At 66.1% G+C, this 22,373-nt stretch carries 21 protein-coding genes and 1 pseudogene; 21 read left to right on the forward strand and 1 reads right to left on the reverse strand.

Features of this window, described 5'->3' with window-relative positions; all coding sequences use genetic code 11:
• Positions 1–76 precede the first annotated feature (76 nt).
• The 21 genes and pseudogenes from argS (at position 77) to B8W69_RS06365 (ending at position 21,737) form a co-directional block, all read left to right on the forward strand.
• The gene (argS, locus tag B8W69_RS06260) at positions 77–1,729 is read left to right on the forward strand and encodes an arginine--tRNA ligase (RefSeq protein WP_085289053.1); all 1,653 of its coding nucleotides are present in this window, start codon (positions 77–79) and stop codon (positions 1,727–1,729) included.
• Complete coding sequence (gene lysA, locus B8W69_RS06265; protein ID WP_085289054.1) at positions 1,726–3,144, forward strand: diaminopimelate decarboxylase; 1,419 nt, start codon at positions 1,726–1,728, stop codon at positions 3,142–3,144. Before argS ends, lysA begins: the two co-directional genes overlap by 4 nt.
• A gap of 3 nt (positions 3,145–3,147) precedes the next feature.
• Positions 3,148–4,470 (forward strand): homoserine dehydrogenase, encoded by a 1,323-nt coding sequence (locus B8W69_RS06270; protein WP_085289055.1) that lies wholly within the window; start codon positions 3,148–3,150, stop codon positions 4,468–4,470.
• A complete protein-coding gene (gene thrC / locus B8W69_RS06275; RefSeq protein WP_085289056.1) occupies positions 4,467–5,549 on the forward strand; it encodes a threonine synthase in 1,083 nt (360 codons plus the stop codon). The genes B8W69_RS06270 and thrC overlap by 4 nt, the downstream gene beginning before the upstream one ends.
• 97 nt (positions 5,550–5,646) lie before the next feature.
• Positions 5,647–6,594, forward strand: a complete 948-nt coding sequence (thrB, locus tag B8W69_RS06280) for a homoserine kinase (protein WP_110881862.1) — start codon at positions 5,647–5,649, stop codon at positions 6,592–6,594.
• Positions 6,595–6,861: 267 nt separating this feature from the next.
• The gene (gene rho / locus B8W69_RS06290) at positions 6,862–8,715 is read left to right on the forward strand and encodes a transcription termination factor Rho (RefSeq protein WP_085289057.1); all 1,854 of its coding nucleotides are present in this window, start codon (positions 6,862–6,864) and stop codon (positions 8,713–8,715) included.
• Between the two features lie 190 nt (positions 8,716–8,905).
• Positions 8,906–9,136 carry a 50S ribosomal protein L31 gene (rpmE, locus tag B8W69_RS06295; RefSeq protein ID WP_085289206.1) on the forward strand — a complete coding sequence of 77 codons (231 nt, stop codon included), beginning with the start codon at positions 8,906–8,908 and terminating at the stop codon, positions 9,134–9,136.
• A gap of 99 nt (positions 9,137–9,235) precedes the next feature.
• Positions 9,236–10,309 (forward strand): peptide chain release factor 1, encoded by a 1,074-nt coding sequence (gene prfA, locus B8W69_RS06300; protein ID WP_085289207.1) that lies wholly within the window; start codon positions 9,236–9,238, stop codon positions 10,307–10,309.
• Positions 10,306–11,187 (forward strand): peptide chain release factor N(5)-glutamine methyltransferase, encoded by an 882-nt coding sequence (prmC, locus tag B8W69_RS06305; protein ID WP_085289058.1) that lies wholly within the window; start codon positions 10,306–10,308, stop codon positions 11,185–11,187. The genes prfA and prmC overlap by 4 nt, the downstream gene beginning before the upstream one ends.
• Positions 11,180–11,839, forward strand: coding sequence for an L-threonylcarbamoyladenylate synthase (locus tag B8W69_RS06310; RefSeq protein WP_085289059.1), 660 nt, complete (start codon positions 11,180–11,182; stop codon positions 11,837–11,839). Before prmC ends, B8W69_RS06310 begins: the two co-directional genes overlap by 8 nt.
• Before the next feature lie 28 nt (positions 11,840–11,867).
• Positions 11,868–13,077: pseudogene (locus tag B8W69_RS06315) on the forward strand (glycosyltransferase family 4 protein); the annotation flags it as partial.
• Positions 13,078–13,292: 215 nt separating this feature from the next.
• A complete protein-coding gene (locus tag B8W69_RS06320) occupies positions 13,293–13,787 on the forward strand; it encodes an ATP synthase subunit I (RefSeq protein WP_085289061.1) in 495 nt (164 codons plus the stop codon).
• Positions 13,780–14,535 carry a F0F1 ATP synthase subunit A gene (gene atpB / locus B8W69_RS06325; protein ID WP_085289062.1) on the forward strand — a complete coding sequence of 252 codons (756 nt, stop codon included), beginning with the start codon at positions 13,780–13,782 and terminating at the stop codon, positions 14,533–14,535. The genes B8W69_RS06320 and atpB overlap by 8 nt, the downstream gene beginning before the upstream one ends.
• 87 nt (positions 14,536–14,622) lie before the next feature.
• Positions 14,623–14,868: a F0F1 ATP synthase subunit C gene (locus B8W69_RS06330; RefSeq protein WP_065052998.1), complete on the forward strand. Its 246-nt coding sequence runs from the start codon at positions 14,623–14,625 to the stop codon at positions 14,866–14,868.
• Positions 14,869–14,877: 9 nt separating this feature from the next.
• Positions 14,878–15,411, forward strand: coding sequence for a F0F1 ATP synthase subunit B (locus B8W69_RS06335; protein WP_085289063.1), 534 nt, complete (start codon positions 14,878–14,880; stop codon positions 15,409–15,411).
• A gap of 6 nt (positions 15,412–15,417) precedes the next feature.
• Positions 15,418–16,758 (forward strand): F0F1 ATP synthase subunit B/delta, encoded by a 1,341-nt coding sequence (locus B8W69_RS06340; RefSeq protein WP_085289064.1) that lies wholly within the window; start codon positions 15,418–15,420, stop codon positions 16,756–16,758.
• Between the two features lie 58 nt (positions 16,759–16,816).
• A complete protein-coding gene (gene atpA / locus B8W69_RS06345) occupies positions 16,817–18,505 on the forward strand; it encodes a F0F1 ATP synthase subunit alpha (RefSeq protein WP_085289065.1) in 1,689 nt (562 codons plus the stop codon).
• 6 nt (positions 18,506–18,511) lie between these two features.
• Complete coding sequence (locus B8W69_RS06350) at positions 18,512–19,420, forward strand: F0F1 ATP synthase subunit gamma (protein ID WP_085289066.1); 909 nt, start codon at positions 18,512–18,514, stop codon at positions 19,418–19,420.
• An 18-nt stretch (positions 19,421–19,438) separates the two neighbouring features.
• Entirely contained in the window at positions 19,439–20,887 is a 1,449-nt protein-coding gene (gene atpD / locus B8W69_RS06355) for a F0F1 ATP synthase subunit beta (protein WP_085289067.1), read from the forward strand.
• Positions 20,888–20,921: 34 nt separating this feature from the next.
• Positions 20,922–21,287 (forward strand): F0F1 ATP synthase subunit epsilon, encoded by a 366-nt coding sequence (locus B8W69_RS06360; protein ID WP_007773895.1) that lies wholly within the window; start codon positions 20,922–20,924, stop codon positions 21,285–21,287.
• A gap of 6 nt (positions 21,288–21,293) precedes the next feature.
• Positions 21,294–21,737 carry a DUF2550 domain-containing protein gene (locus B8W69_RS06365; protein WP_085289068.1) on the forward strand — a complete coding sequence of 148 codons (444 nt, stop codon included), beginning with the start codon at positions 21,294–21,296 and terminating at the stop codon, positions 21,735–21,737.
• A 21-nt stretch (positions 21,738–21,758) separates the two neighbouring features.
• Here B8W69_RS06365 and B8W69_RS06370 read toward each other — a convergent pair whose 3' ends face one another.
• The gene (locus B8W69_RS06370; protein ID WP_085289069.1) at positions 21,759–22,340 is read right to left on the reverse strand and encodes a cob(I)yrinic acid a,c-diamide adenosyltransferase; all 582 of its coding nucleotides are present in this window, start codon (positions 22,338–22,340) and stop codon (positions 21,759–21,761) included.
• Positions 22,341–22,373 lie beyond the last annotated feature (33 nt).

The raw sequence follows: 22,373 nt of genomic DNA on the forward strand, positions 1-22,373 counted from the left end.
TAACTCATCGCGGTGGCCGCCCCACCACCGCAATGGATTCGGGGCGCGGGCACCCCAGCCAATAGGATGGACGCTCGTGACCCCCGCTGACCTGGCTGAGCTGCTCAGAACCACCGCCGCCGCGGTGCTGGCCGAGCGCGGGCTGGATGTTGCCGCGCTGCCTCAGACGGTCACCGTGGAGCGCCCCCGCAATCCCGAGCACGGCGACTACGCCAGCAACCTGGCGCTGCAGCTGGGCAAGAAGGTCGGCGCCAACCCCCGTGAACTGGCCGGATGGCTCGCCGAGGCGCTCGCCCAGGCCGACGGCATCGCGTCGGCGGAGGTGGCCGGACCCGGATTCATCAACCTGCGCCTCGAGGCGTCTGCGCAAGCCGTCGTGGTCAACAACGTCATCGACGCCGGCGACCGCTTCGGTCACTCCGACGCGCTGGCCGGCCGCAACATCAACCTGGAGTTCGTGTCGGCCAATCCGACCGGACCGATCCACATCGGCGGCACCCGCTGGGCCGCCGTCGGCGACGCGCTGGGCCGGCTGCTGTCCACCCAGGGTGCCGACGTGGTGCGCGAATACTATTTCAACGACCACGGCGCCCAGATCGATCGGTTCGCTAGCTCACTGGTCGCCGCGGCCCAGGGCGAGCCCACCCCGGAAGACGGGTACGCCGGCGCCTACATCAACGACATCGCCACCCAGGTGTTGCAGAAGGCGCCCGACGCGCTGAGCCTGCCCGACGCCGAGATGCGCGAGACCTTCCGCGAAATCGGTGTCGACCTGATGTTCACCCACATCAAGGAGTCGTTGCACGAGTTCGGCACCGACTTCGACGTCTACACCCATGAAGACTCGATGCACACCAAGGGCCTGGTCGAGGAAGCCATCGGCAGGCTGCGCGAGACGGGCAACATCTACGAGAAGGACGGCGCAACGTGGTTGCGCACCAGCGCCTTTGGTGACGACAAGGACCGCGTCGTCATCAAGAGCGACGGCAAGCCGGCCTACATCGCCGGTGACATCGCCTACTACCTGGACAAGCGGCAGCGCGGCTTCGACCTGGCCATCTACATGCTGGGGGCCGACCACCACGGCTACATCGCCCGGCTCAAGGCCGTGGCGGCCGCGTTCGGCGACGATCCGGCCACCGTCGAGGTGCTCATCGGTCAGATGGTCAACCTGATCCGCGACGGCCAGCCGGTCCGGATGAGCAAGCGGGCCGGAACGGTGATCACGCTGGACGACCTCGTCGAGGCCATCGGCGTCGACGCCGCGCGCTACAGCCTGATCCGTTCCTCGGTGGACACCCCCATCGACATCGACCTCGCCCTGTGGTCCTCGGCGTCGAACGAAAACCCGGTCTATTACGTGCAATACGCGCATGCCCGGCTCTCGGCTCTGGCCCGCAACGCCGCCGAGCTCGCCCTGACCCCCGACACCGGGCACCTCGAGCTGCTCAGCCACGACAAGGAGGGGACGCTGCTGCGCACCCTCGGCGAATTCCCGCGGGTGCTCAACACCGCAGCGACGCTGCGCGAGCCCCACCGGGTATGCCGGTACCTGGAAGACCTCGCCGGCGACTACCACCGGTTCTACGACGCGTGCCGGGTCTTGCCGCAGGGCGACGAGCAACCGACCGATCTGCACACCGCGCGCCTGGCGCTGTGCCAGGCGACCCGCCAGGTGATCGCCAACGGCCTGGGGATACTGGGCGTCACCGCTCCGGAGCGAATGTGAACGTTCACCCCGCCGGTCCTCGGCACGCCGAAGAGACCCGCCACGCCGAAAGCCCGCTGCGGCCGCAATCCCCCGAGGAGCTGCTGCTGTTGGCGCCGAATGTGTGGCCGCGCAACGTCGCTCGCGACGAAGCCGGAGTCGCCAGCATCGCGGGCGTCACGGTGACCGACCTCGCCCAGGAGTACGGGACCCCGCTGTTCGTCATCGACGAGGACGACTTCCGGTCCCGCTGCTGCGAGATCGCGTCGGCCTTCGGCGGCGGCAAGAATGTGCACTATGCCGCGAAGGCGTTCCTGTGCAGCGAGATTGCGCGCTGGATCGACGAAGAAGGCCTGTCCCTCGACGTCTGCACCGGCGGCGAGCTGGCCGTCGCGCTGCACGCCGACTTCCCGCCCGAGCGGATCACCTTCCACGGCAACAATAAATCCGTCGCCGAGCTGACGGCCGCGGTCAAAGCCGGTGTCGGCCATGTCGTGTTGGACTCGATGGTCGAGATCGAGCGCCTCGACGCCATCGCTGGGGAGGCGGGCATCGTCCAGGATGTCTTCGTCCGCCTCACCGTCGGGGTCGAGGCGCACACCCACGAGTTCATCTCCACCGCGCACGAGGACCAGAAGTTCGGGTTGTCGTTGGCCAGCGGCGCGGCTCTGGACGCCGTCGGCAAGGTATTCGAGACCCGGCACCTGCGACTGGTGGGCCTGCACAGTCACATCGGTTCGCAGATCTTTGACGTCGCCGGCTTCGAACTCGCCGCACGCCGGGTCATCGGTCTGCTGCACCGGGCCGTCGAACAATTCGGTGTCGAGAAGACCGCGCAGATCTCCACCGTGGATCTGGGCGGCGGCCTGGGCATCTCCTACCTCGCCGCCGACGATCCGCCGCCGATGGGCGAACTGGCCGCCAAGCTGAGCGAGATCGTGCGCAACGAGTCGGCGGCCGTCGGGCTGCCCACCCCGCGGCTGGTGGTCGAGCCGGGACGGGCCATCGCCGGGCCAGGCACAATCACGCTCTACGAGGTGGGCACCGTCAAGGATGTCGACGTGAGCGCCACCGCGCACCGGCGCTACGTCAGCGTCGATGGCGGCATGAGTGACAACATCCGCACCGCGCTCTACGACGCGCAGTACGACGCCCGGCTGGTCTCGCGGCTCAGCGATGCGCCTGCCGAGCTGGCCCGTGTCGTCGGAAAGCATTGCGAGAGCGGCGATATCGTGGTGCGCGACACCTGGGTGCCGGGAGATCTGCGCCCGGGCGACCTGATCGGAGTCGCCGCCACCGGTGCCTACTGTTACTCATTGTCGAGTCGGTACAACATGATCTGCCGCCCCGCCGTCGTCGCGGTGCGCGACGGGCGCGCCCGTCTGGTCCTGCGTCGTGAAACGGTCGACGATCTATTGAGTCTGGAAGTGAGGTGAACTGTGCCCCGTGACGAAAAGCCGGTCGGTGTAGCGGTACTCGGATTGGGCAACGTCGGCAGCGAAGTTGTCCGAATCATCGAGGACAGCGCTGACGACCTCGCCGCTCGTGTCGGCGCACCCGTGGTGTTGCGCGGCGTCGGAGTGCGCCGCGTCGCCGAGGGCCGCGGTGTCCCCCTCGAGCTGCTCACCGACGACATCGAAGCCCTCGCCGCCCGCGACGACGTCGACATCGTCGTGGAACTGATGGGGCCGGTGGAGCCGTCCCGCAAGGCCATCCTGTGCGCCCTCGAGCACGGTAAATCGGTCGTCACGGCGAACAAGGCGCTGTTGGCGACCTCCACCGGCGAGCTGGCGCAGGCCGCCGAAAGTGCGCATGTCGACCTGTATTTCGAGGCGGCCGTCGCGGGCGCAATTCCGGTGATCCGTCCGCTGACGCAGTCGCTGGCCGGCGACACGGTGTTGCGGGTCGCCGGGATCGTCAACGGCACCACCAACTACATCTTGTCCGCGATGGACAGCACCGGCGCCGACTACGACACCGCGCTGGCCGAAGCCGGCGCGCTGGGTTACGCCGAGGCCGACCCCACCGCCGACGTCGAGGGCTACGACGCCGCAGCCAAGGCGGCGATCTTGGCCTCCATCGCCTTCCACACCCGGGTGACCGCCGACGACGTCTACCGCGAGGGCATCACCAAAGTCACCCCGGCCGACTTCGAATCTGCCCGGGCCCTGGGGTGCACCATCAAGCTGCTGTCCATCTGCGAGCGCATCACAACCGATGGCCAGGAGCGGGTTTCGGCGCGCGTCTATCCCGCACTCGTGCCGTTGTCACACCCGCTGGCCACGGTCAACGGCGCCTTCAACGCGGTGGTGGTGGAGGCCAAGGCCTCCGGCCGGCTGATGTTCTACGGTCAGGGCGCCGGCGGTGCGCCGACCGCGTCCGCGGTGGCCGGTGACATGGTGATGGCCGCGCGCAACCGGGTGCTGGGTAGCCGTGGGCCGAAGGAATCCAAGTACGCCCAACTTCCCATTGCCCCAATGGGTTTCATCTCGACCCGCTACTACGTCAGCATGAACGTCGCCGACAAGCCCGGCGTGCTGTCCTCGGTGGCGGCCGAATTCGCCACGCGTGAGGTCAGCATTGCCGAGGTTCGTCAGGAAGGCGTCGCGGACGAAGACGGGCGACGGGTCGGGGCCCGCATCGTCGTGGTCACCCACAGCGCCACCGATGCCGCGCTGTCCGAAACCGTGGACGCGCTGGCCGATTTGGACGTTGTGCAGAGCGTCACCAGCGTGTTGCGACTGGAAGGGACCACCCTATGACCGCCCCGCGCACCGCCGTCCACAAGCCGTGGCCCGGTCTCATCGAGGCGTATCGGGACCGGTTGCCGGTGGGCGACAACTGGACCCCGGTCACCCTGCTCGAGGGCGGCACCCCGCTGATCGCGGCGGGCCGGATCTCGGAAAAGACCGGCTGCAGCGTTCATCTCAAGGTCGAGGGCCTCAATCCCACCGGCTCGTTCAAAGACCGGGGCATGACGATGGCCGTCACCGATGCGCTGGCGCGCGGTCAGCAGGCGGTGCTGTGCGCGTCGACCGGAAACACCTCGGCGTCGGCGGCGGCCTACGCGGCGCGCGCCGGCATCACCTGTGCGGTGCTGATACCGCAGGGCAAGATCGCGATGGGCAAGCTGGCGCAGGCGGTCATGCACGGCGCCAAGATCATCCAGATCGACGGCAACTTCGACGAGTGCCTGGAGTTGGCCCGCAAGATGGCCGCCGACTTTCCGACCATCGCGCTGGTCAACTCGGTGAACCCGGTGCGCATCGAGGGCCAGAAGACCGCGGCGTTCGAGATCGTCGACGCCTTGGGTACCGCGCCCGACGTGCACGCCCTGCCGGTCGGCAACGCGGGAAACATCACCGCGTACTGGAAGGGATACACCGAGTATCACCACGAGGGCCTGATCGAGAAGTTGCCGCGCATGCTGGGCACCCAGGCGGCCGGTGCGGCCCCGCTGGTGCACGGCGCGCCGGTCAAGAACCCGGAGACCATCGCGACCGCGATCCGCATCGGCGCGCCCGCGTCGTGGACGGCGGCCGTTGACGCGCAGCAGCAATCGAACGGCCGCTTCCTGGCCGCGACGGACGAAGAGATCCTGGCCGCCTACCACCTGGTGGCCGAGTCCGAAGGCGTCTTCGTCGAACCCGCGTCGGCGGCCAGCATCGCGGGACTGCTCAAGGCCGTCGACGACGGCTGGGTGGCCCGCGGGTCGACGGTCGTGTGCACGGTGACCGGCAACGGACTCAAGGACCCCGACACCGCCTTGCGGGATATGCCGACCGTGACCCCGCTGCCGGTGGACCCGGTCCTCGTGGTCGAAAAGCTGGGGCTGGCCTAGTGGCGAGCGCAAGCGCGGCGAAGCCGGGTGCAGTGGGTCGCCACGTGATGGCTTGGGTGGCGATCGCAAACGCGGCGATCGCAAGCGCGAAAGGCTGTTGATGACCCCGATGCTGCCCGCCGGGCTGGTGGCCAGCGCCGTGGTTTCGGCATCCAGCGCCAATCTTGGCCCCGGCTTTGACAGCATCGGTCTGGCGCTGAGCCTGTACGACGAAATCATCGTCGAGACAACCGATTCCGGCCTGGTCGTGCTGGTCGAGGGCGAAGGTGCGGGCCAGCTGCCGGTGGGTCCCGAACACCTGGTGGTGCGCGCTCTCGAGTGCGGACTGCGGGCAGTCGGGGTCCGCGCCCCAGGCCTGGTGGTGCGCTGCCGCAACGTCATCCCGCATTCGCGCGGCCTCGGCTCGTCGGCAGCGGCGGTGGTCGGCGGCCTGGCGGCCGCAAACGGCCTTGTCGCACAGACGGATTGGACGCCGCTCACCGTAACCCAACTGATCCAGCTGTCCTCGGAGTTCGAGGGTCATCCCGACAACGCCGCGGCCGCCGTGTTGGGCGGCGCGGTCGTCTCGTGGGTCGATCGCACCGGCGATCGTCCCCAGTACGCGGCGGTGCCGCTGCGGCTACATCCCGATATCCACGTGTACTCCGCGATTCCCGAGGAACGCTCGCTCACCGCCGAGACGCGCGTGCTGCTGCCCGCGCAGGTCAGCCACGAGGACGCGCGCTTCAACGTCAGCCGCACCGCGTTGCTGGTGGTGGCGCTCACCGAACGCCCGGACCTGCTGATGGCGGCCACCGAAGATGTGCTGCACCAGCCGCAGCGCGCACCGGCCATGCCGGCCTCGGCGGAATATTTGCGCCTGCTGCGGCGTCATAACGTGGCAGCGACGCTTTCAGGGGCCGGACCCTCACTGATCGCGTTAACCACAGCGGCAGAGCTGCCCCCGGAACTCGCGGAGTACGGCGAGGCCAATGGATTTGCCATCACCAAGATGGCCGCTGGCGAACCAGTTCGCTGGAGTCCTGGAGTCACCGTCGTCGGTTGATCCACGGCGTGGCCGGAGGGTTTGCTTGCTTCCGGCAGGGATGGGGGCTATCCTCGGACGCGTCCAGCAATCGCAGCATCTGCATCTGCATCCATACTGCCTTGCCGCTAGGACACACCAATTCTTCTTGTGGACGAGGTTCGCCGTTTACTCCGCCAATCCAGGCGATCACCGTTGCAATGTCGATGATTGGGCGCACTCGGCAATTTGCCTGAATGCAACGAACCCTCCGTATGACCTGATCAGCGGGGGAAAGAAAGGAAATCCGTGACCGATACGGACCTGTTCACGGCTGGCGAAAACACTGACGCCAATCAACTCTCGAATGCCGTGACTACAGACACTCCAGACGCGAAACCCAAGGTCTCGGGTGGATCACTGTCCACGATGGTGCTGCCCGAGTTGCGCGCGCTGGCCAATCAAGTTGGCGTCAAAGGGACGTCGGGTATGCGTAAGAACGAACTGATCGCCGCGATCAAGGAAGTCCGGGGGCAGGCCAACGGCGCTCCCGCCAATGGCGCCAAGCCCGCTGAGGACAGCGGCAAGCCGGACAACAAAGACGACGACAAGAACGACAACGGCAGCGCCGACGCGCCGGCGGCCAAGGGCGACCAGAACGGTAATACCGAGGCGCCCCGCCGCGAACGACGCGGCGCTTCCCGCGAAGCGGGATCCTCCGCCCGCGGCAACGACGAGGCCGACCGCGAGAGCACAGGCAGCCGTGAGGGCGCCGCTCCCGGTGAGGGCGACCGCCGGGCGAAGGCCAAGCAAGACAACCAGAGTGACGACCGCGGCCAGGACCGCGGCAGCGACCAGGATCAAAACTCCGGCGGCCAGCAGGGCCGCGGCGGCTCGAACCAGCAGGACGACGAGGGCGACGGGCGTCAGGGACGGCGGGGACGCCGGTTCCGTGACCGCAGGCGCCGCGGCGAGCGCACCGGCGAGGGTGGCGATGCGGAACTGCGCGAAGACGACGTCGTTCAGCCGGTAGCCGGCATTCTTGACGTCCTCGACAATTACGCCTTCGTGCGGACCTCCGGCTACCTGGCCGGTCCGCACGACGTGTACGTGTCGATGAACATGGTGCGCAAGAACGGTCTCCGTCGTGGTGACGCCGTCACCGGAGCGGTCCGCGTGCCGAAGGAAGGCGAACAGCCCAACCAGCGGCAGAAGTTCAACCCGCTGGTGCGCCTGGACACCGTCAACGGCGGACCGGTCGAAGACCTCAAAAAGCGGCCCGATTTCACCAAGATGACGCCGTTGTACCCCAACCAGCGGCTTCGTCTGGAAACCACTCCTGACCGACTGACCACCCGGGTCATCGACTTGATCATGCCGATCGGTAAAGGCCAGCGCGCGCTGATCGTGTCGCCGCCCAAGGCCGGTAAGACGACGATCCTGCAGGACATCGCCAACGCGATCACCAAGAACAACCCCGAATGCCACCTCATGGTCGTGCTCGTCGACGAGCGGCCCGAGGAGGTCACCGACATGACCCGTTCGGTCAAGGGTGAGGTCATCGCCTCGACCTTCGACCGGCCGCCGTCGGACCACACCGCGGTCGCCGAGCTGGCGATCGAGCGGGCAAAGCGGCTGGTTGAGCAGGGTAAGGACGTTGTCGTGCTGCTCGACTCGATCACCCGCCTCGGGCGCGCCTACAACAACGCGTCGCCGGCGTCGGGCCGGATCCTGTCCGGTGGCGTCGACTCCACCGCGCTGTACCCGCCCAAGCGGTTCCTGGGTGCGGCCCGCAACATCGAGGAAGGCGGATCGCTGACCATCATCGCCACCGCGATGGTCGAGACGGGGTCCACCGGTGACACGGTCATCTTCGAGGAGTTCAAGGGCACCGGCAACGCCGAGCTCAAGCTGGACCGCAAGATCTCCGAGCGGCGGGTCTTCCCGGCGGTCGACGTGAACCCCTCGGGTACCCGCAAGGACGAGCTGCTGCTGTCGCCGGACGAGTTCGGCATCGTGCACAAGCTACGCCGCGTGCTGTCGGGGCTGGACTCGCATCAGGCCATCGACCTGCTGATGTCGCAGCTGCGCAAGACGAAGAACAACTACGAGTTCCTGGTCCAGGTGTCCAAGACGACACCCGGGGCGATGGACAACGACTAGCCCACTGGCGGCGACCCGAGACCCGAGCGGGTCACCGGGAATGTAGGGGCGCAGCTCGCTGTTTGGGATGATGGTGGTTGACCTGGCATAATCGGTGCTCGATTATCCGACAACTGCCTGAGGTTCGGAGTTCACGCCCGACCGTCGGAGTTTGGACGGGGGCGGGCGGCAAACGATCGAAGAGGACATCATGAAAGCTGACATTCACCCCGCCTACGGGGAGACCACGGTGCTCTGCGGGTGTGGCAACACCTTCCAGACGCGCAGCACCAAGGACGGCGGACACATCGTCGTCGAGGTCTGCTCGCAGTGCCACCCCTTCTACACCGGCAAGCAGAAGATCCTCGACAGCGGCGGCCGCGTGGCCCGCTTCGAGAAGCGGTACGGCAAGCGCAACTCCGGCGCTGCTGCCGACAAATAGCTCGGTTCCCGACGCCCGAACTGTGCGCACCGTCGCACAGGCCGGGCGTCGGTTTGCGTTCGGCGTAGTGACAGGCGAAGGTGGGCAGGAGGTGTGGCGGTGACCAAGCCGGTACAGACCATCGATGTGCTGCTGGCCGAGCACGCCGACCTCGAGCGCCGGCTGGCGGATCCGGAATTGCACAGCAATCCCGACGAGGCCCGAAAGGCCGGTCGGCGGTTCGCCCGGCTGGCCCCGATTGTGGGTACCTACCGCAAGCTGGTGGCCGCGCGCGACGATCTGGAAACGGCGCGAGAGCTGGCCGCCGACGACGCGTCCTTCGCCGCCGAGGTGACGGATCTGGAAACCCAGGTGGCCGAGTTGGACACCCAACTCACCGACATGCTGGCGCCGCGTGACCCGCACGACGCAGACGACATCGTGCTCGAAGTGAAATCCGGTGAGGGCGGCGAAGAATCGGCATTGTTCGCCGCCGACCTGGCGCGGATGTACATCCGCTACGCCGAGCGGCACGGCTGGACCGTCACCGTGCTGGGCGAAACCACCTCGGACCTCGGTGGCTACAAGGACGCGACGCTGGCCATCGCCAGTAAGGGCGACACCGCCGACGGGGTCTGGTCGCGGATGAAATTCGAGGGCGGAGTGCACCGGGTGCAACGCGTCCCGGTGACGGAATCCCAAGGCCGTGTTCATACTTCGGCGGCCGGCGTGCTGGTGTATCCCGAACCCGAGGAAGTCGGCGAGGTGCAGATCGACGAGTCGGACCTGCGTATCGATGTCTATCGCTCGTCGGGCAAGGGCGGTCAGGGCGTCAACACCACCGACTCCGCGGTGCGCATCACGCATCTGCCCACCGGCATCGTCGTCACCTGCCAGAACGAACGGTCGCAGCTGCAGAACAAGGCCCGCGCGCTGCAGGTCCTGGCCGCGCGTCTGCAGGCCCTGGCCGAGGAGCAGGCCCTGGCGGATGCCTCGGCGGACCGGGCCAGCCAGATTCGCACGGTGGACCGCAGCGAACGTATCCGCACCTATAACTTCCCGGAGAACCGGATCGCGGACCACCGCATCAACTTCAAGGCGCACAACCTCGATCAGGTCCTCGACGGCGACCTCGACGCCCTGTTCGACGCACTGGCCGCCGCCGACAAGCAGTCTCGGCTGCAACAGGCATGAACGGTCTGCGGCGCGCGATCGACGATGCTGCGGCCACCCTTGCCGAAGCGGGAATCGATTCCGCGCGTTGGGATGCCGAACAGCTGGCCGCCCACCTGGCAGGAACCGACCGTGGACGCCTGGCCCTGCTGGACCCGCCCGGTGAGGAATTTTTCGGGCGCTACCGTGACGTCGTGGCCGCGCGCTCGCAACGGGTGCCGCTGCAACATCTGCTCGGGACCGCGGCATTCGGTCCCGTGACGCTGCACGTCGGACCCGGGGTCTTCATACCCCGACCGGAGACCGAGGCCCTGCTGGAGTGGGCCGTTGCGCAACCACTTGCGCCGCGGCCCGTCATCGTCGACTTGTGTACCGGTTCGGGCGCTTTGGCGGTGGCGCTGGCATACCACCTGCCTGACGCGCGGATCATCGCCATCGATAACTCCGACGCTGCACTCGACTACGCGCGCCGTAACGCGCAGGGCACCGCGATCGAACTGCTGTGCGCCGACGTCACCGAGCTGGCTTCCCAAACCGCACTGCTCGCCGAACTGGACGGTCGGGTCGACATGGTGGTGGCCAACCCGCCTTATGTTCCCGACGACGCCGTGCTGGATCCCGAAGTGGCGCAACATGATCCGCATCAAGCGGTCTTCGGCGGCCCGGACGGATCGGCGGTGATCGCCCCCCTCGTCCGGCTCGCCCGCCGCTGGCTGCGCCCGGGCGGGCCGATCGGTGTCGAGCACGACGACACCACCTCGGCGCAGACGGTGGAATTATTCGATCGCACAGCAGCATTCGACGATGTCCAGGCCCGGGCGGACCTGACCGGCCGGCCGCGTTTCGTGACGGCCCGCAGGAGGTCGACAGCCGGGGGAGGGGACGTCGCCCATGACTGAGGTCTTCGACTGTGCGGATCCCGGTCAGCGCTCACTGGGAGTCGCTGCGGCGACAGCAGCGCTCAAGGGCGGCCGGCTGGTCGTCATGCCCACCGACACCGTCTACGGCATCGCCGCCGACGCGTTCAACAGCGCCGCGGTCTCGGCGTTGCTGTCGGCTAAGGGCCGGGGGCGCGACATGCCGGTGGGGGTGCTGGTCGGCTCCTGGCACACCATCGAGGGACTCGTCTACACCATGCCGGACGGGGCCCGCGACCTGATCCGCGCCTTCTGGCCGGGCGCGTTGAGCCTCGTGGTCAGACAGGCGCCGTCGTTGCAATGGGATCTCGGCGACGCCCGCGGCACGGTGATGTTGCGCATGCCGCTGCATCCCGTTGCCATCGAACTGTTGCGTGAGGTCGGGCCCCTGGCGGTGTCCAGCGCCAACATCTCCGGCCGCCCGGCGGCCGTCGACGCCAACGAGGCGCGCAGTCAGCTCGGCGATCTGGTGGATGTCTACCTGGAGGCGGGCACGGCCGATCAGGGTGCTGCCTCGACCATCGTCGACCTGACCGGTGCGACGCCGCGGATTCTGCGGCCGGGCCCGGTGAGCGCGGAGCGGATCGCGGAAGTGCTCGCGGTCGATCCCGAAAGCCTGACCGCCCCGGCCTGACTGGAGCGGTTGTCGGGGTGCCAGGTTTGTCCAGTACGGTCTCGGTGATGTCCAGCGACGTAACCAACCTTGCCGGTGGGTTGCTCGCGCTGGCCGGCCGCGGCGCCGGCGTTCCGCTTCGTGAGCTGGCGCTGGTGGGGTTGACCGCAGCGATCATCACATACTTCGCGACCGGGCCGGTCCGGGTGCTGGCGACCCGCCTGGGGGCGGTCGCCTATCCGCGCGAGCGCGACGTCCACGTCACCCCGACCCCTCGGATGGGTGGGCTGGCGATGTTCCTCGGCGTCATCACGGCCGTCTTTCTGGCGTCCCAACTTCCGGCGCTCACCCGTGGGTTCGTCTACTCCACCGGCATGCCCGCCGTCCTGGTGGCCGGCGCGGTCATCATGGGCATCGGCCTCATCGACGACCGGTGGGGCCTCGACGCCTTGACCAAGTTCGCCGGACAGATCACCGCGGCCAGCGTGCTGGTCACCATGGGCGTGGCGTGGAGCGTCCTCTACATCCCGATCGGTGGCGTCGGCACCATCGTGCTCGACCAGGCCTCATCGATCCTGCTGACCCTCGCCCTGACCGTGTCCGTCGTCAACGCGATGAACTTCGTCGACGGGCTCGACGGCCTGGCCGCCGGGCTCGGACTGATCACCGCGCTGGCCATCTGCATGTTCTCGGTCGGGCTGCTGCGCGACCACGGCGGTGACGTCCTGTTCTATCCGCCGGCGGTGATCTCGGTGGTGCTCGCCGGGGCCTGCCTGGGCTTTCTGCCGCACAACTTCCACCGCGCCAAGATCTTCATGGGCGACTCCGGCTCGATGCTGATCGGGCTGATGCTGTCGGCCGCGGCGACGACGGCCGCGGGCCCGGTCTCGCAGAACGCCTACGGCGCGCGCGACGTGTTTGTCCTGCTGTCGCCGTTCCTGCTGGTGGCCGCGGTCATCTTCGTGCCGATGCTCGATTTGCTGCTGGCGATCGTGCGTCGCACCCGCGCGGGCCGCAGCGCGTTCAGCCCCGACAAGATGCATCTGCATCACCGGTTGCTGCAGATCGGTCACTCGCACCGGCGGGTGGTGTTGCTGATCTATCTATGGGTCGGGATCGTCGCGTTCGGCGCCGCGAGCACAATCTTTTTCCGTCCCCGCGATACCGCTGCGGTGATGCTGGGTGCGATCGTGGTGGCCGGCATCGCGACGGCGATCCCTCTCTTACGCCGCGGGGACGACTACTACGACGAGGAGTAGTAGTGGGGTCCGCGGTGTGGTACGGTGCTGGTAGAACCCCAAAAAGCCGCGCAGGCTACCGGTCCATCGGAGGCTAATCCGAGCGGGCTGGTTGAAGACCGGCCCCGGGAGATACCCGTTGGGTGATTCGACTGTGACGTGCGATACGCTCGGCGGACCACCGATCAGTCGGTCGGGGGGTTCCCGTTTTACCAACCTGGGATTGAGGTGCTGCAGTGACGACACCAGCGCAGGACGCGCCGTTGGTGTTTCCCTCTGTTGCTTTCCGTCCGGTTCGGCTCTTGGCGATCAGCATTGCCATCACTGCGGTGGCGGTGCTCGCCGCCGGACTGTCCGGCCACCTGATGGTCGGAGTCTTCTTCGGTGTCGGGCTTCTCCTGGGTTTGCTCAATGCGGTGTTGGTGCGTCGCTCGGTTGAAGCGATTACCGCCAAGGATCACCCGCTGAAAAGGTCGATGGCGGTCAACTCGGCGTCACGACTGGCCATCATCACCGTCGTCGGGCTGATCATCGCCTACGTCTTCCGGCCCGCCGGCCTGGGCGTCGTGTTCGGATTGGCGCTTTTCCAGGTCCTATTGGTCGCCGCGACAGCGCTTCCGGTGTGGAAGAAGCTGCGCGCCGGCGACTGGGCGGAGTCTTCGGACGGTGCCGAGGGCGGCGTGATCGAAGGATCGGAAGGAACGGAAGGAAGGAACCCCACCGATGCCTGAGACGACGTTCCTGGCCGCGGCGATCGAGGTTGGCGATCACACCCAAGCCAAGTGGCTCGGCATGACCGTCAACACCGACACGATTTTGTCGACCGGGATCGCTGCGGTGATCGTGTTGGCGCTGGCCTTCTTCCTACGCGCGAAGATCACCTCCAAGGGCGTGCCCAGTGGCGTTCAGTTGTTCTGGGAGGCGATCACCGAACAGATGCGCGGACAGATTGAGAGCGCCATCGGCATGCGGATCGCCCCGTTCGTGCTGCCACTGGCCGTGACCATTTTCGTGTTCATCCTGATCTCCAACTGGTTGTCAGTGCTTCCGCTGCAGTACACCGACAAGTCGGGACACACCACCGAACTGCTGAAGTCGGCGGCGGCGGACATCAATTACGTTCTGGCGCTGGCCCTTTTCGTCTTCGTCTGCTATCACGTGGCCGGCATCTGGCGCCGCGGCATAATCGGGCATCCGCTCGCCGTGCTCAAGGGCCATGTGGCGTTCTTGGCGCCGATCAACCTCGTCGAGGAGCTCGCGAAGCCGATCTCGTTGTCGCTCCGACTTTTCGGCAATATCTTCGCCGGCGGCATCCTGGTCGCGCTGATCGCGATGTTCCCGCCGTACATCATGTGGGCGCCGAACGCGATCTGGAAGGCCTTCGACCTGTTCGTCGGCGCGATCCAGGCGTTCATCTTCTCGATCCTGACCATCTTGTACTTCAGCCAAGCCATGGAGATCGAGGATCACCATGACTGAGACCGCCACGAAGTGTTCTGTCCCACGCACCATTACAAAGGCCTGGTAGACCCCTACCAGATATCAAGGAGGAAAAGAATGGCAGCCCTGGACCCTCAAATCGCTGCCGCCGCTCTCATCGGCGGTGGCCTGATCATGGGTGGCGGCGCGATCGGCGCCGGCATCGGTGACGGTATCGCCGGTAATGCGCTGGTTTCGGGTATCGCCCGGCAACCCGAGGCGCAGGGCCGGCTGTTCACGCCGTTCTTCATCACGGTCGGTCTGGTCGAGGCGGCCTACTTCATCAACCTCGCATTCATGGCGTTGTTCGTCTTCGCTACCCCGGTCAAGTAATTCGCTGCAATGGGTGACGCGAACCTGAGCATTCTGGCATCCAGCCAGGTCGTGGCCGAGGGAGGCAACAACTTCCTCGTGCCCAACGGCACCTTCTTCTTCGTGCTGGCCATCTTCCTGATCGTGCTAGCCGTCATCGGCACATTCGTTGTGCCGCCGATCATGAAAGTGTTGCATGAGCGCGACGCCATGGTCGCCAAGACGGCTGCCGACAACAAGAAGGCGGCCGAGCAGTTCGACGCGGCCAAGGCCGACTACGAAGAAGCGCTGACCGAGGCGCGGGTTCAGGCGTCATCGTTGCGTGACAACGCCCGCGCCGAAGGTCGTAAGGTGGTCGAAGACGCGCGCGCCCGTGCCGAACAACAGGTGATGTCGACGTTGCAAATGGCATCCGAGCAATTGAAGCGGGAGAGGGACGCCGTGGAACTGGATCTGCGTGCCAACGTGGCGTCCATGTCAGCGACGTTGGCCAGTCGAATCCTCGGCGTCGACGTCGCCCCCGCCGCCGCGACCTCATCCGCAACCAAGACATCCGGACGGTAATTACGTATGTCGACTTTCATCGGCCAGTTGGTGGGCTTTGCGGCCATCGTGTTCCTGGTGGTGCGTTATGTGGTGCCGCCAGTGCGTCGGCTGATGGCCGCGCGGCAAGACGCCGTGCGCCAGCTGCTGAAAGATGCTGCGACGGCGAGTGCTCGGCTGACCGAGTCGACCACGGCGCACAGCAAAGCCGTGGAAGCCGCGAAGACGGAGGGCGAACGGATCGTCGAGGAGGCTCAGACTGACGCGCGTCGCATCGTCGAGCAGATGCGGGCCCAGGCGGATGTCGAGTCCGAACGCATCAACGTACAGGGCAGCCGCCAGGTCGACCTCTTGCTTACCCAACTGAGTCGACAGCTGCGTCTGGAACTCGGCCACGAAGCGGTGCGTCAGGCGGGGGAGCTGGTGCGCAACTACGTCGCCGACTCCGCACAGCAGTCGGCCACCGTCGACCGGTTCCTCGACGAGCTCGACGAGATGGCGCCCGCGTCGGCCGACGTGCAGTACCCGTTGATGACCAAGATGCGCTCGTCGAGTCGCGTCGCACTGGGTAACCTTTTGGACAAGTTCAGTACGATAGCCAAAGACCTTGACAACAAGGGCCTTTTGGCTCTTTCCAGTGAGCTGGTAGATGTGGCCCAGATGCTGGATCGTGAGATCGTGGTCACGAGGTATCTGACCGTCCCGGCCGAGGACGCGGCGCCCCGGGTCCGGCTGATCGAGCGGCTGGTCTCCGGCAAGGTCGGTGACGCCACGCTCGAGGTGCTGCGCTCGGCGGTCTCGGAACGGTGGTCGGCCAACTCCGACCTGATCGACGCCATCGAACACGTGTCGCGGCAGGCGTTGCTCGAAGTCGCCGAACGCGAGGACAAAGTCGACGAGGTCGAAGAACAGCTGTTCCTGTTCTCCCGCATCCTCGACGCGCAGCCGCAGCTTTCCATCCTGCTAAGCGACTACGCCGTTCCGGTCGAAGGCCGAGTCGCGTTGTTGCGCAAGGTGCTTGACAGTGCAAGCGGCAAGGTCCACCCGATCGTGGCTGCGCTCCTGACCCAGACGGTCGAACTGCTCAGAGGTCAACCGGCCCAGGACGCCGTTCAGTTCCTGACGGAAGTCGCCGTGGCGCGCCGCGGCGAGATCGTCGCCGCGGTCAGTGCGGCGGCCGAACTCAGCGACGGCCAGCGGTCTCGTCTCACCGACGTGCTCGGCCGCATATACGGTCACGCGGTGGCGGTGCAGCTGCAGATCGATGCCGAACTACTGGGCGGCCTGCTCATCTCCGTGGCCGATGAAGTGATCGACGGGACACTCGCTTCTCGCCTTGCCGCGGCCGAGGCTCAATTGCCCGACTGACACCAACCATTCATCACAATCGCACGCGAACCAAGATCAAGTAGGAAGACGAAAAGCCATGGCCGAGTTGACAATCTCCGCTGATGACATCCAGAGCGCCATCGAGGAGTACGTAGGCTCTTTTACGTCCGACACCTCCCGGGAAGAGGTCGGTACCGTCGTCGACGCTGGGGACGGCATCGCGCACGTCGAAGGTCTGCCCTCGGTCATGACCCAGGAGCTGCTCGAGTTCCCCGGCGGGGTCCTCGGCGTCGCGCTCAACCTCGACGAGCACAGCGTCGGTGCGGTGATCCTGGGTGACTTCGAGAAGATCGAAGAGGGTCAGCAAGTCAAGCGCACCGGCGAAGTCCTGTCGGTCCCCGTCGGCGATGGGTTCCTGGGGCGCGTCGTCAATCCGCTCGGCCAGCCGATCGACGGCCGCGGCGACATCGACACCGATATTCGTCGCGCGCTGGAGATCCAGGCGCCGTCGGTGGTGCAGCGGCAGAGCGTGAGCGAGCCGCTGCAGACCGGTATCAAGGCCATCGACGCCATGACCCCGATCGGTCGTGGCCAGCGGCAGCTGATCATCGGCGACCGCAAGACAGGTAAGACCGCGGTGTGCGTGGACACCATCCTGAACCAGCGGGAGAACTGGGAGAGCGGCGACGAGCGCAAGCAGGTGCGCTGCGTGTACGTGGCGATCGGCCAGAAGGGCACCACGATCGCCTCCGTCCGGCGCGCGCTGGAAGAGGGCGGCGCGATGGATTACACCACCATCGTCGCGGCGCCGGCATCCGACTCCGCCGGCTTCAAATGGCTTGCGCCGTACACGGGTTCGGCGATCGCACAGCACTGGATGTACGACGGCAAGCACGTGCTGATCGTCTTCGACGACCTGAGCAAGCAGGCTGAGGCGTACCGGGCGATCTCTCTCCTGCTGCGCCGTCCGCCGGGTCGCGAGGCGTACCCGGGTGACGTGTTCTACCTGCACTCGCGGCTGTTGGAGCGCTGCGCGAAGCTGTCCGACGAACTCGGTGGTGGCTCGCTGACCGGCCTTCCGATCATCGAGACCAAGGCCAACGACATCTCCGCCTACATCCCGACCAACGTCATCTCCATCACCGACGGGCAGTGCTTCCTGGAGTCCGACCTGTTCAACCAGGGTGTGCGGCCCGCCATCAACGTCGGTGTGTCGGTCTCCCGCGTGGGTGGTGCGGCACAGATCAAGGCCATGAAGGAAGTCGCCGGCTCGCTGCGACTGGACCTGTCGCAGTACCGCGAACTGGAGTCGTTCGCCGCCTTCGCCTCGGACCTGGACGCGACGTCCAAGGCCCAGCTGGAGCGCGGTGAACGCCTGGTCGAACTGCTCAAGCAGCCGCAGTACCAGCCCATGCCGGTTGAGGAGCAGGTGGTTTCGATCTTCCTGGGCACCGGCGGTCATCTGGACTCGGTGCCCGTCGAGGACGTCCGGCGTTTCGAGACCGAGCTGCTGGACCACATGCGGGCCTCGGAAGAGAAGTTCCTGACCGGTGTGCGCGACAGCGGAAAGCTTTCGGAAGAGGGCGAGAACCAGCTCATCGAGATCATCAACAACTTCAAGAAGGGCTTCGCGGCCACCGGCGGTGGATCGGTCGTGCCCGACGAGCACGTCGAGGCCCTGGACGAAGGGGACTTGGAGAAGGAGTCCGTACAGGTCAAGAAGGACAAGCCGAAGGACAAGAAGGAATCCAAGGATTCCAAGGCCTCCGGCAAGGACAAGAAGTAGCGACGGATGGCTGCCACACTTCGCGAATTACGCGGCCGGATTCGTTCGGCCGGGTCGATCAAGAAGATCACCAAGGCTCAGGAGATGATCGCGACCTCGCGCATCGGCAAGGCGCAGGCCCGGTTGGAATCCGCACGACCATACGCGTTCCAGATCACCTCGATGCTGACCACGCTCTCCTCGGAAGCCGCGTTGGACCACCCCTTGCTGGTCGAACGAGACGAGCCGAAGCGGGCCGGCGTCCTGGTGGTGTCCTCGGACCGTGGTTTGTGCGGCGCGTACAACTCGAGCATCTTCCGTCGCTCCGAGGAGCTGTTCTCCCTGCTGAGGCAGGAAGGCAAGACGCCGGTTGTCTACACGGTAGGCCGAAAGGCGCTGAACTACTTCAAGTTCCGCAACTGGGACATCACGGAGTCGTGGACGGGCTTCTCCGAGCAACCCTCATACGAAAGCGCGGCGGAGATCGCGTCCACCTTGGTCGACACCTTCATGGCCGGCACGGGTGACGACGAGTCGCAGGACGGCCAGGGCGTCGACGAGCTGCACATCGTCTACTCGGAGTTCAAGTCGATGATGTCGCAGGCCGCGGTTGCCCACCGCATCGCGCCGCTGGTGGTGGAATACGTCGAGGACACCGACGAACTCCACACCTTGTACTCGTTCGAGCCCGACGCGACAACGCTTTTCGAGGCGCTACTGCCGCGGTACGTGACCACCCGGGTTTACGCGGCGCTACTCGAATCGGCGGCATCGGAGCTCGCGTCGCGGCAGCGAGCGATGAAGTCGGCGACCGACAACGCGGACGACCTGATCAAAGAGCTCACGCTGATGGCGAACCGCGAGCGGCAGGCTCAGATCACCCAAGAGATCAGCGAAATCGTCGGCGGCGCAAACGCGCTGGCCGACGCTAAGTAGCACACGAGGAAGAAGAAAATGACTGCTACTGACGAAAAGACCACCAACTCCGAGACCAGCGGCCGCGTGGTGCGAATCACTGGCCCGGTGGTCGACATCGAGTTCCCGCGCGGGTCCGTGCCGGAGTTGTTCAACGCGCTCAACGCCGAGATCACGTTCGAGGAACTCAAGAAGACCCTGACGCTGGAGGTCGCGCAACACCTCGGCGACAACCTCGTGCGCACCATCTCGATGCAGCCCACCGACGGTCTGGTGCGGGGGGTCGAGGTGACGGACAGTGGCAAGCCGATCTCGGTGCCGGTCGGCCAAGAGGTCAAGGGCCACGTCTTCAACGCGCTGGGTGACTGCCTGGACAAGCCCGGTTACGGAGAAGAGTTCGAGCACTGGTCGATTCACCGCAAGCCGCCGCCGTTCGAGGAGCTCGAGCCCCGCACCGAGATGCTCGAGACGGGTCTGAAGGTTGTCGACCTGCTCACTCCGTACGTGCGTGGTGGCAAGATCGCGCTGTTCGGCGGTGCCGGCGTCGGCAAGACGGTGCTGATCCAGGAGATGATCAACCGTATTGCCCGAAACTTCGGTGGCACTTCGGTTTTCGCTGGCGTCGGTGAGCGCACCCGCGAGGGCAACGACCTGTGGGTCGAGCTCAAGGAAGCCGACGTGCTCAAGGACACCGCGCTGGTCTTCGGTCAGATGGACGAGCCGCCCGGCACCCGTATGCGGGTGGCCCTGTCCGCACTGACCATGGCCGAGTGGTTCCGTGACGAGGCCGGCCAGGACGTGCTGCTGTTCATCGACAACATCTTCCGGTTCACCCAGGCCGGATCCGAAGTGTCGACCCTGCTCGGTCGTATGCCGTCGGCCGTCGGTTACCAGCCCACCCTGGCCGACGAGATGGGCGAGCTGCAGGAGCGCATCACCTCGACGCGAGGCAAATCAATTACCTCCATGCAGGCCGTGTACGTGCCCGCCGACGACTACACCGACCCGGCGCCGGCGACGACGTTCGCCCACCTCGACGCCACCACCGAGCTGTCGCGTTCGGTGTTCTCCAAGGGCATCTTCCCCGCGGTGGACCCGCTGGCATCAAGCTCGACCATCCTCGACCCGAGCGTCGTCGGTGACGAGCACTACCGGGTGGCGCAGGAAGTCATCCGAATCTTGCAGCGGTACAAGGACCTGCAGGACATCATCGCGATCCTCGGTATCGACGAGTTGTCCGAAGAGGACAAGCAGCTGGTTCAGCGCGCACGACGGATCGAGCGGTTCCTGTCGCAGAACATGATGGCGGCCGAGCAGTTCACCGGTCAGCCTGGGTCGACGGTGCCGCTGAAGGAGACCATCGAGGCGTTCGACCGCCTGACCAAGGGCGATTTCGACCACATCCCGGAGCAGGCGTTCTTCTTGATCGGTGGCCTCGACGACCTGGCGAAGAAGGCCGAAGGTTTTGGCGCCAAACTGGAATCCTGAGGCGTGAGCGAAAAGGCCCTGAAAGGCTCTTGGCATGGCTGAATTGAACGTTGAGATAGTCGCCGTCGACCGCAAGATCTGGTCGGGTGAAGCAACGTTTCTGTTCACCCGCACCACCGTCGGTGAGATCGGCATCATGCCGCGGCACATCCCGCTGGTGGGGCAGTTGGTCGACGACGCAATGGTGCGCGTCGAACGAGAGGGCGAAGACGATCTGCGGATCGCGGTCGACGGCGGATTCCTGTCCGTCACCGAGGAATCGGTGACGATCCTCGCCGAATCCGCCGAGTTCGAGTCGGAGATCGACGAGAGCGCCGCCAGAGAGGCTGCTGAGTCTGACGATCCGCGTATCGCCGCCAGAGGGCGCGCGAGATTGCGCGCCGTCGGCGCGATCGACTAACCGCCGATGAGCGCGCCCATGGTCGGCATGGTCGTGCTCGTCGTCGTGCTGGCGAGCGCCGTCATCGGGCTGAGTTATCGGCTGTGGAAGCTGCGTCAGGGCGGCACGGCCGGGATCATGCGAGACATTCCCGCGGTCGGAGGCCACGGCTGGCGGCACGGCGTAATCCGTTACCGCGGTGGTGAAGCCGCGTTCTACCGGCTCTCCAGCCTGCGACTGTGGCCGGACCGGCGGCTGAGCCGGCGCGGCGTGGAGATCGTGTCCCGGCGCGCGCCGCGCGGCGATGAGTTCGACATCATGACCGACGAGATCGTCGTCATCGAGCTGCGCGACACGACCCAGGACCGCAGGACTGGCTACGAGATCGCCTTCGACAAGGGCGCGTTGACCGCGTTCCTGTCCTGGCTGGAATCGCGTCCGTCACCCCGCTCCCGTCGCCGCAGCCTGTAGTCGAGCAGGACTGCCGGCTGACTACGTGCCGGCGTTCTCGCCGCCGGGTTTCCACAGCACGTCACCGTCGGGGTTGGCCACCCGCGACAGGATGAACAGCAGATCCGACAGGCGGTTCAGATATTTCGCCGGCAGGACGTTGACCTGTCCCGGCGCGGCGTCGATGGCAGCCCACGCCGACCGCTCGGCTCGACGTACCACGGTGCGTGCGACGTGCAGCAACGCCGAAAACGGCGAACCACCGGGCAGCACAAACGAATTCAGTTTCGGCAGCGGCTCGTTATATGTGTCACACCACTTTTCGAGCCGATCGATGTAGGGCTGGGTGACCCGCAGCGGCGGATATTCGGGGTTTTCGACCACGGGAGTCGACAGATCCGCGCCGGCATCGAACAAATCGTTCTGGATCTGCCGCAACACACCCGTGAGCGTCTCGTCCGGCTGACCCACGGCGACGGCGACGCCGATCGCCGAGTTGGCTTCGTCACAATCGGCATACGCCACCAGGCGAGGGTCGTTCTTGGAGACACGCGAGAAATCACTCAATCCCGTGGTGCCGTCATCGCCGGTTCGTGTGTAGATGCGAGTCAGGTGTACAGCCATGAGCAAACCGTACTCGGGTGTGGGTTGGCCGAC

The organism is Mycolicibacterium vulneris (assembly GCF_002104765.1).
GTDB lineage: Bacteria > Actinomycetota > Actinomycetes > Mycobacteriales > Mycobacteriaceae > Mycobacterium > Mycobacterium vulneris.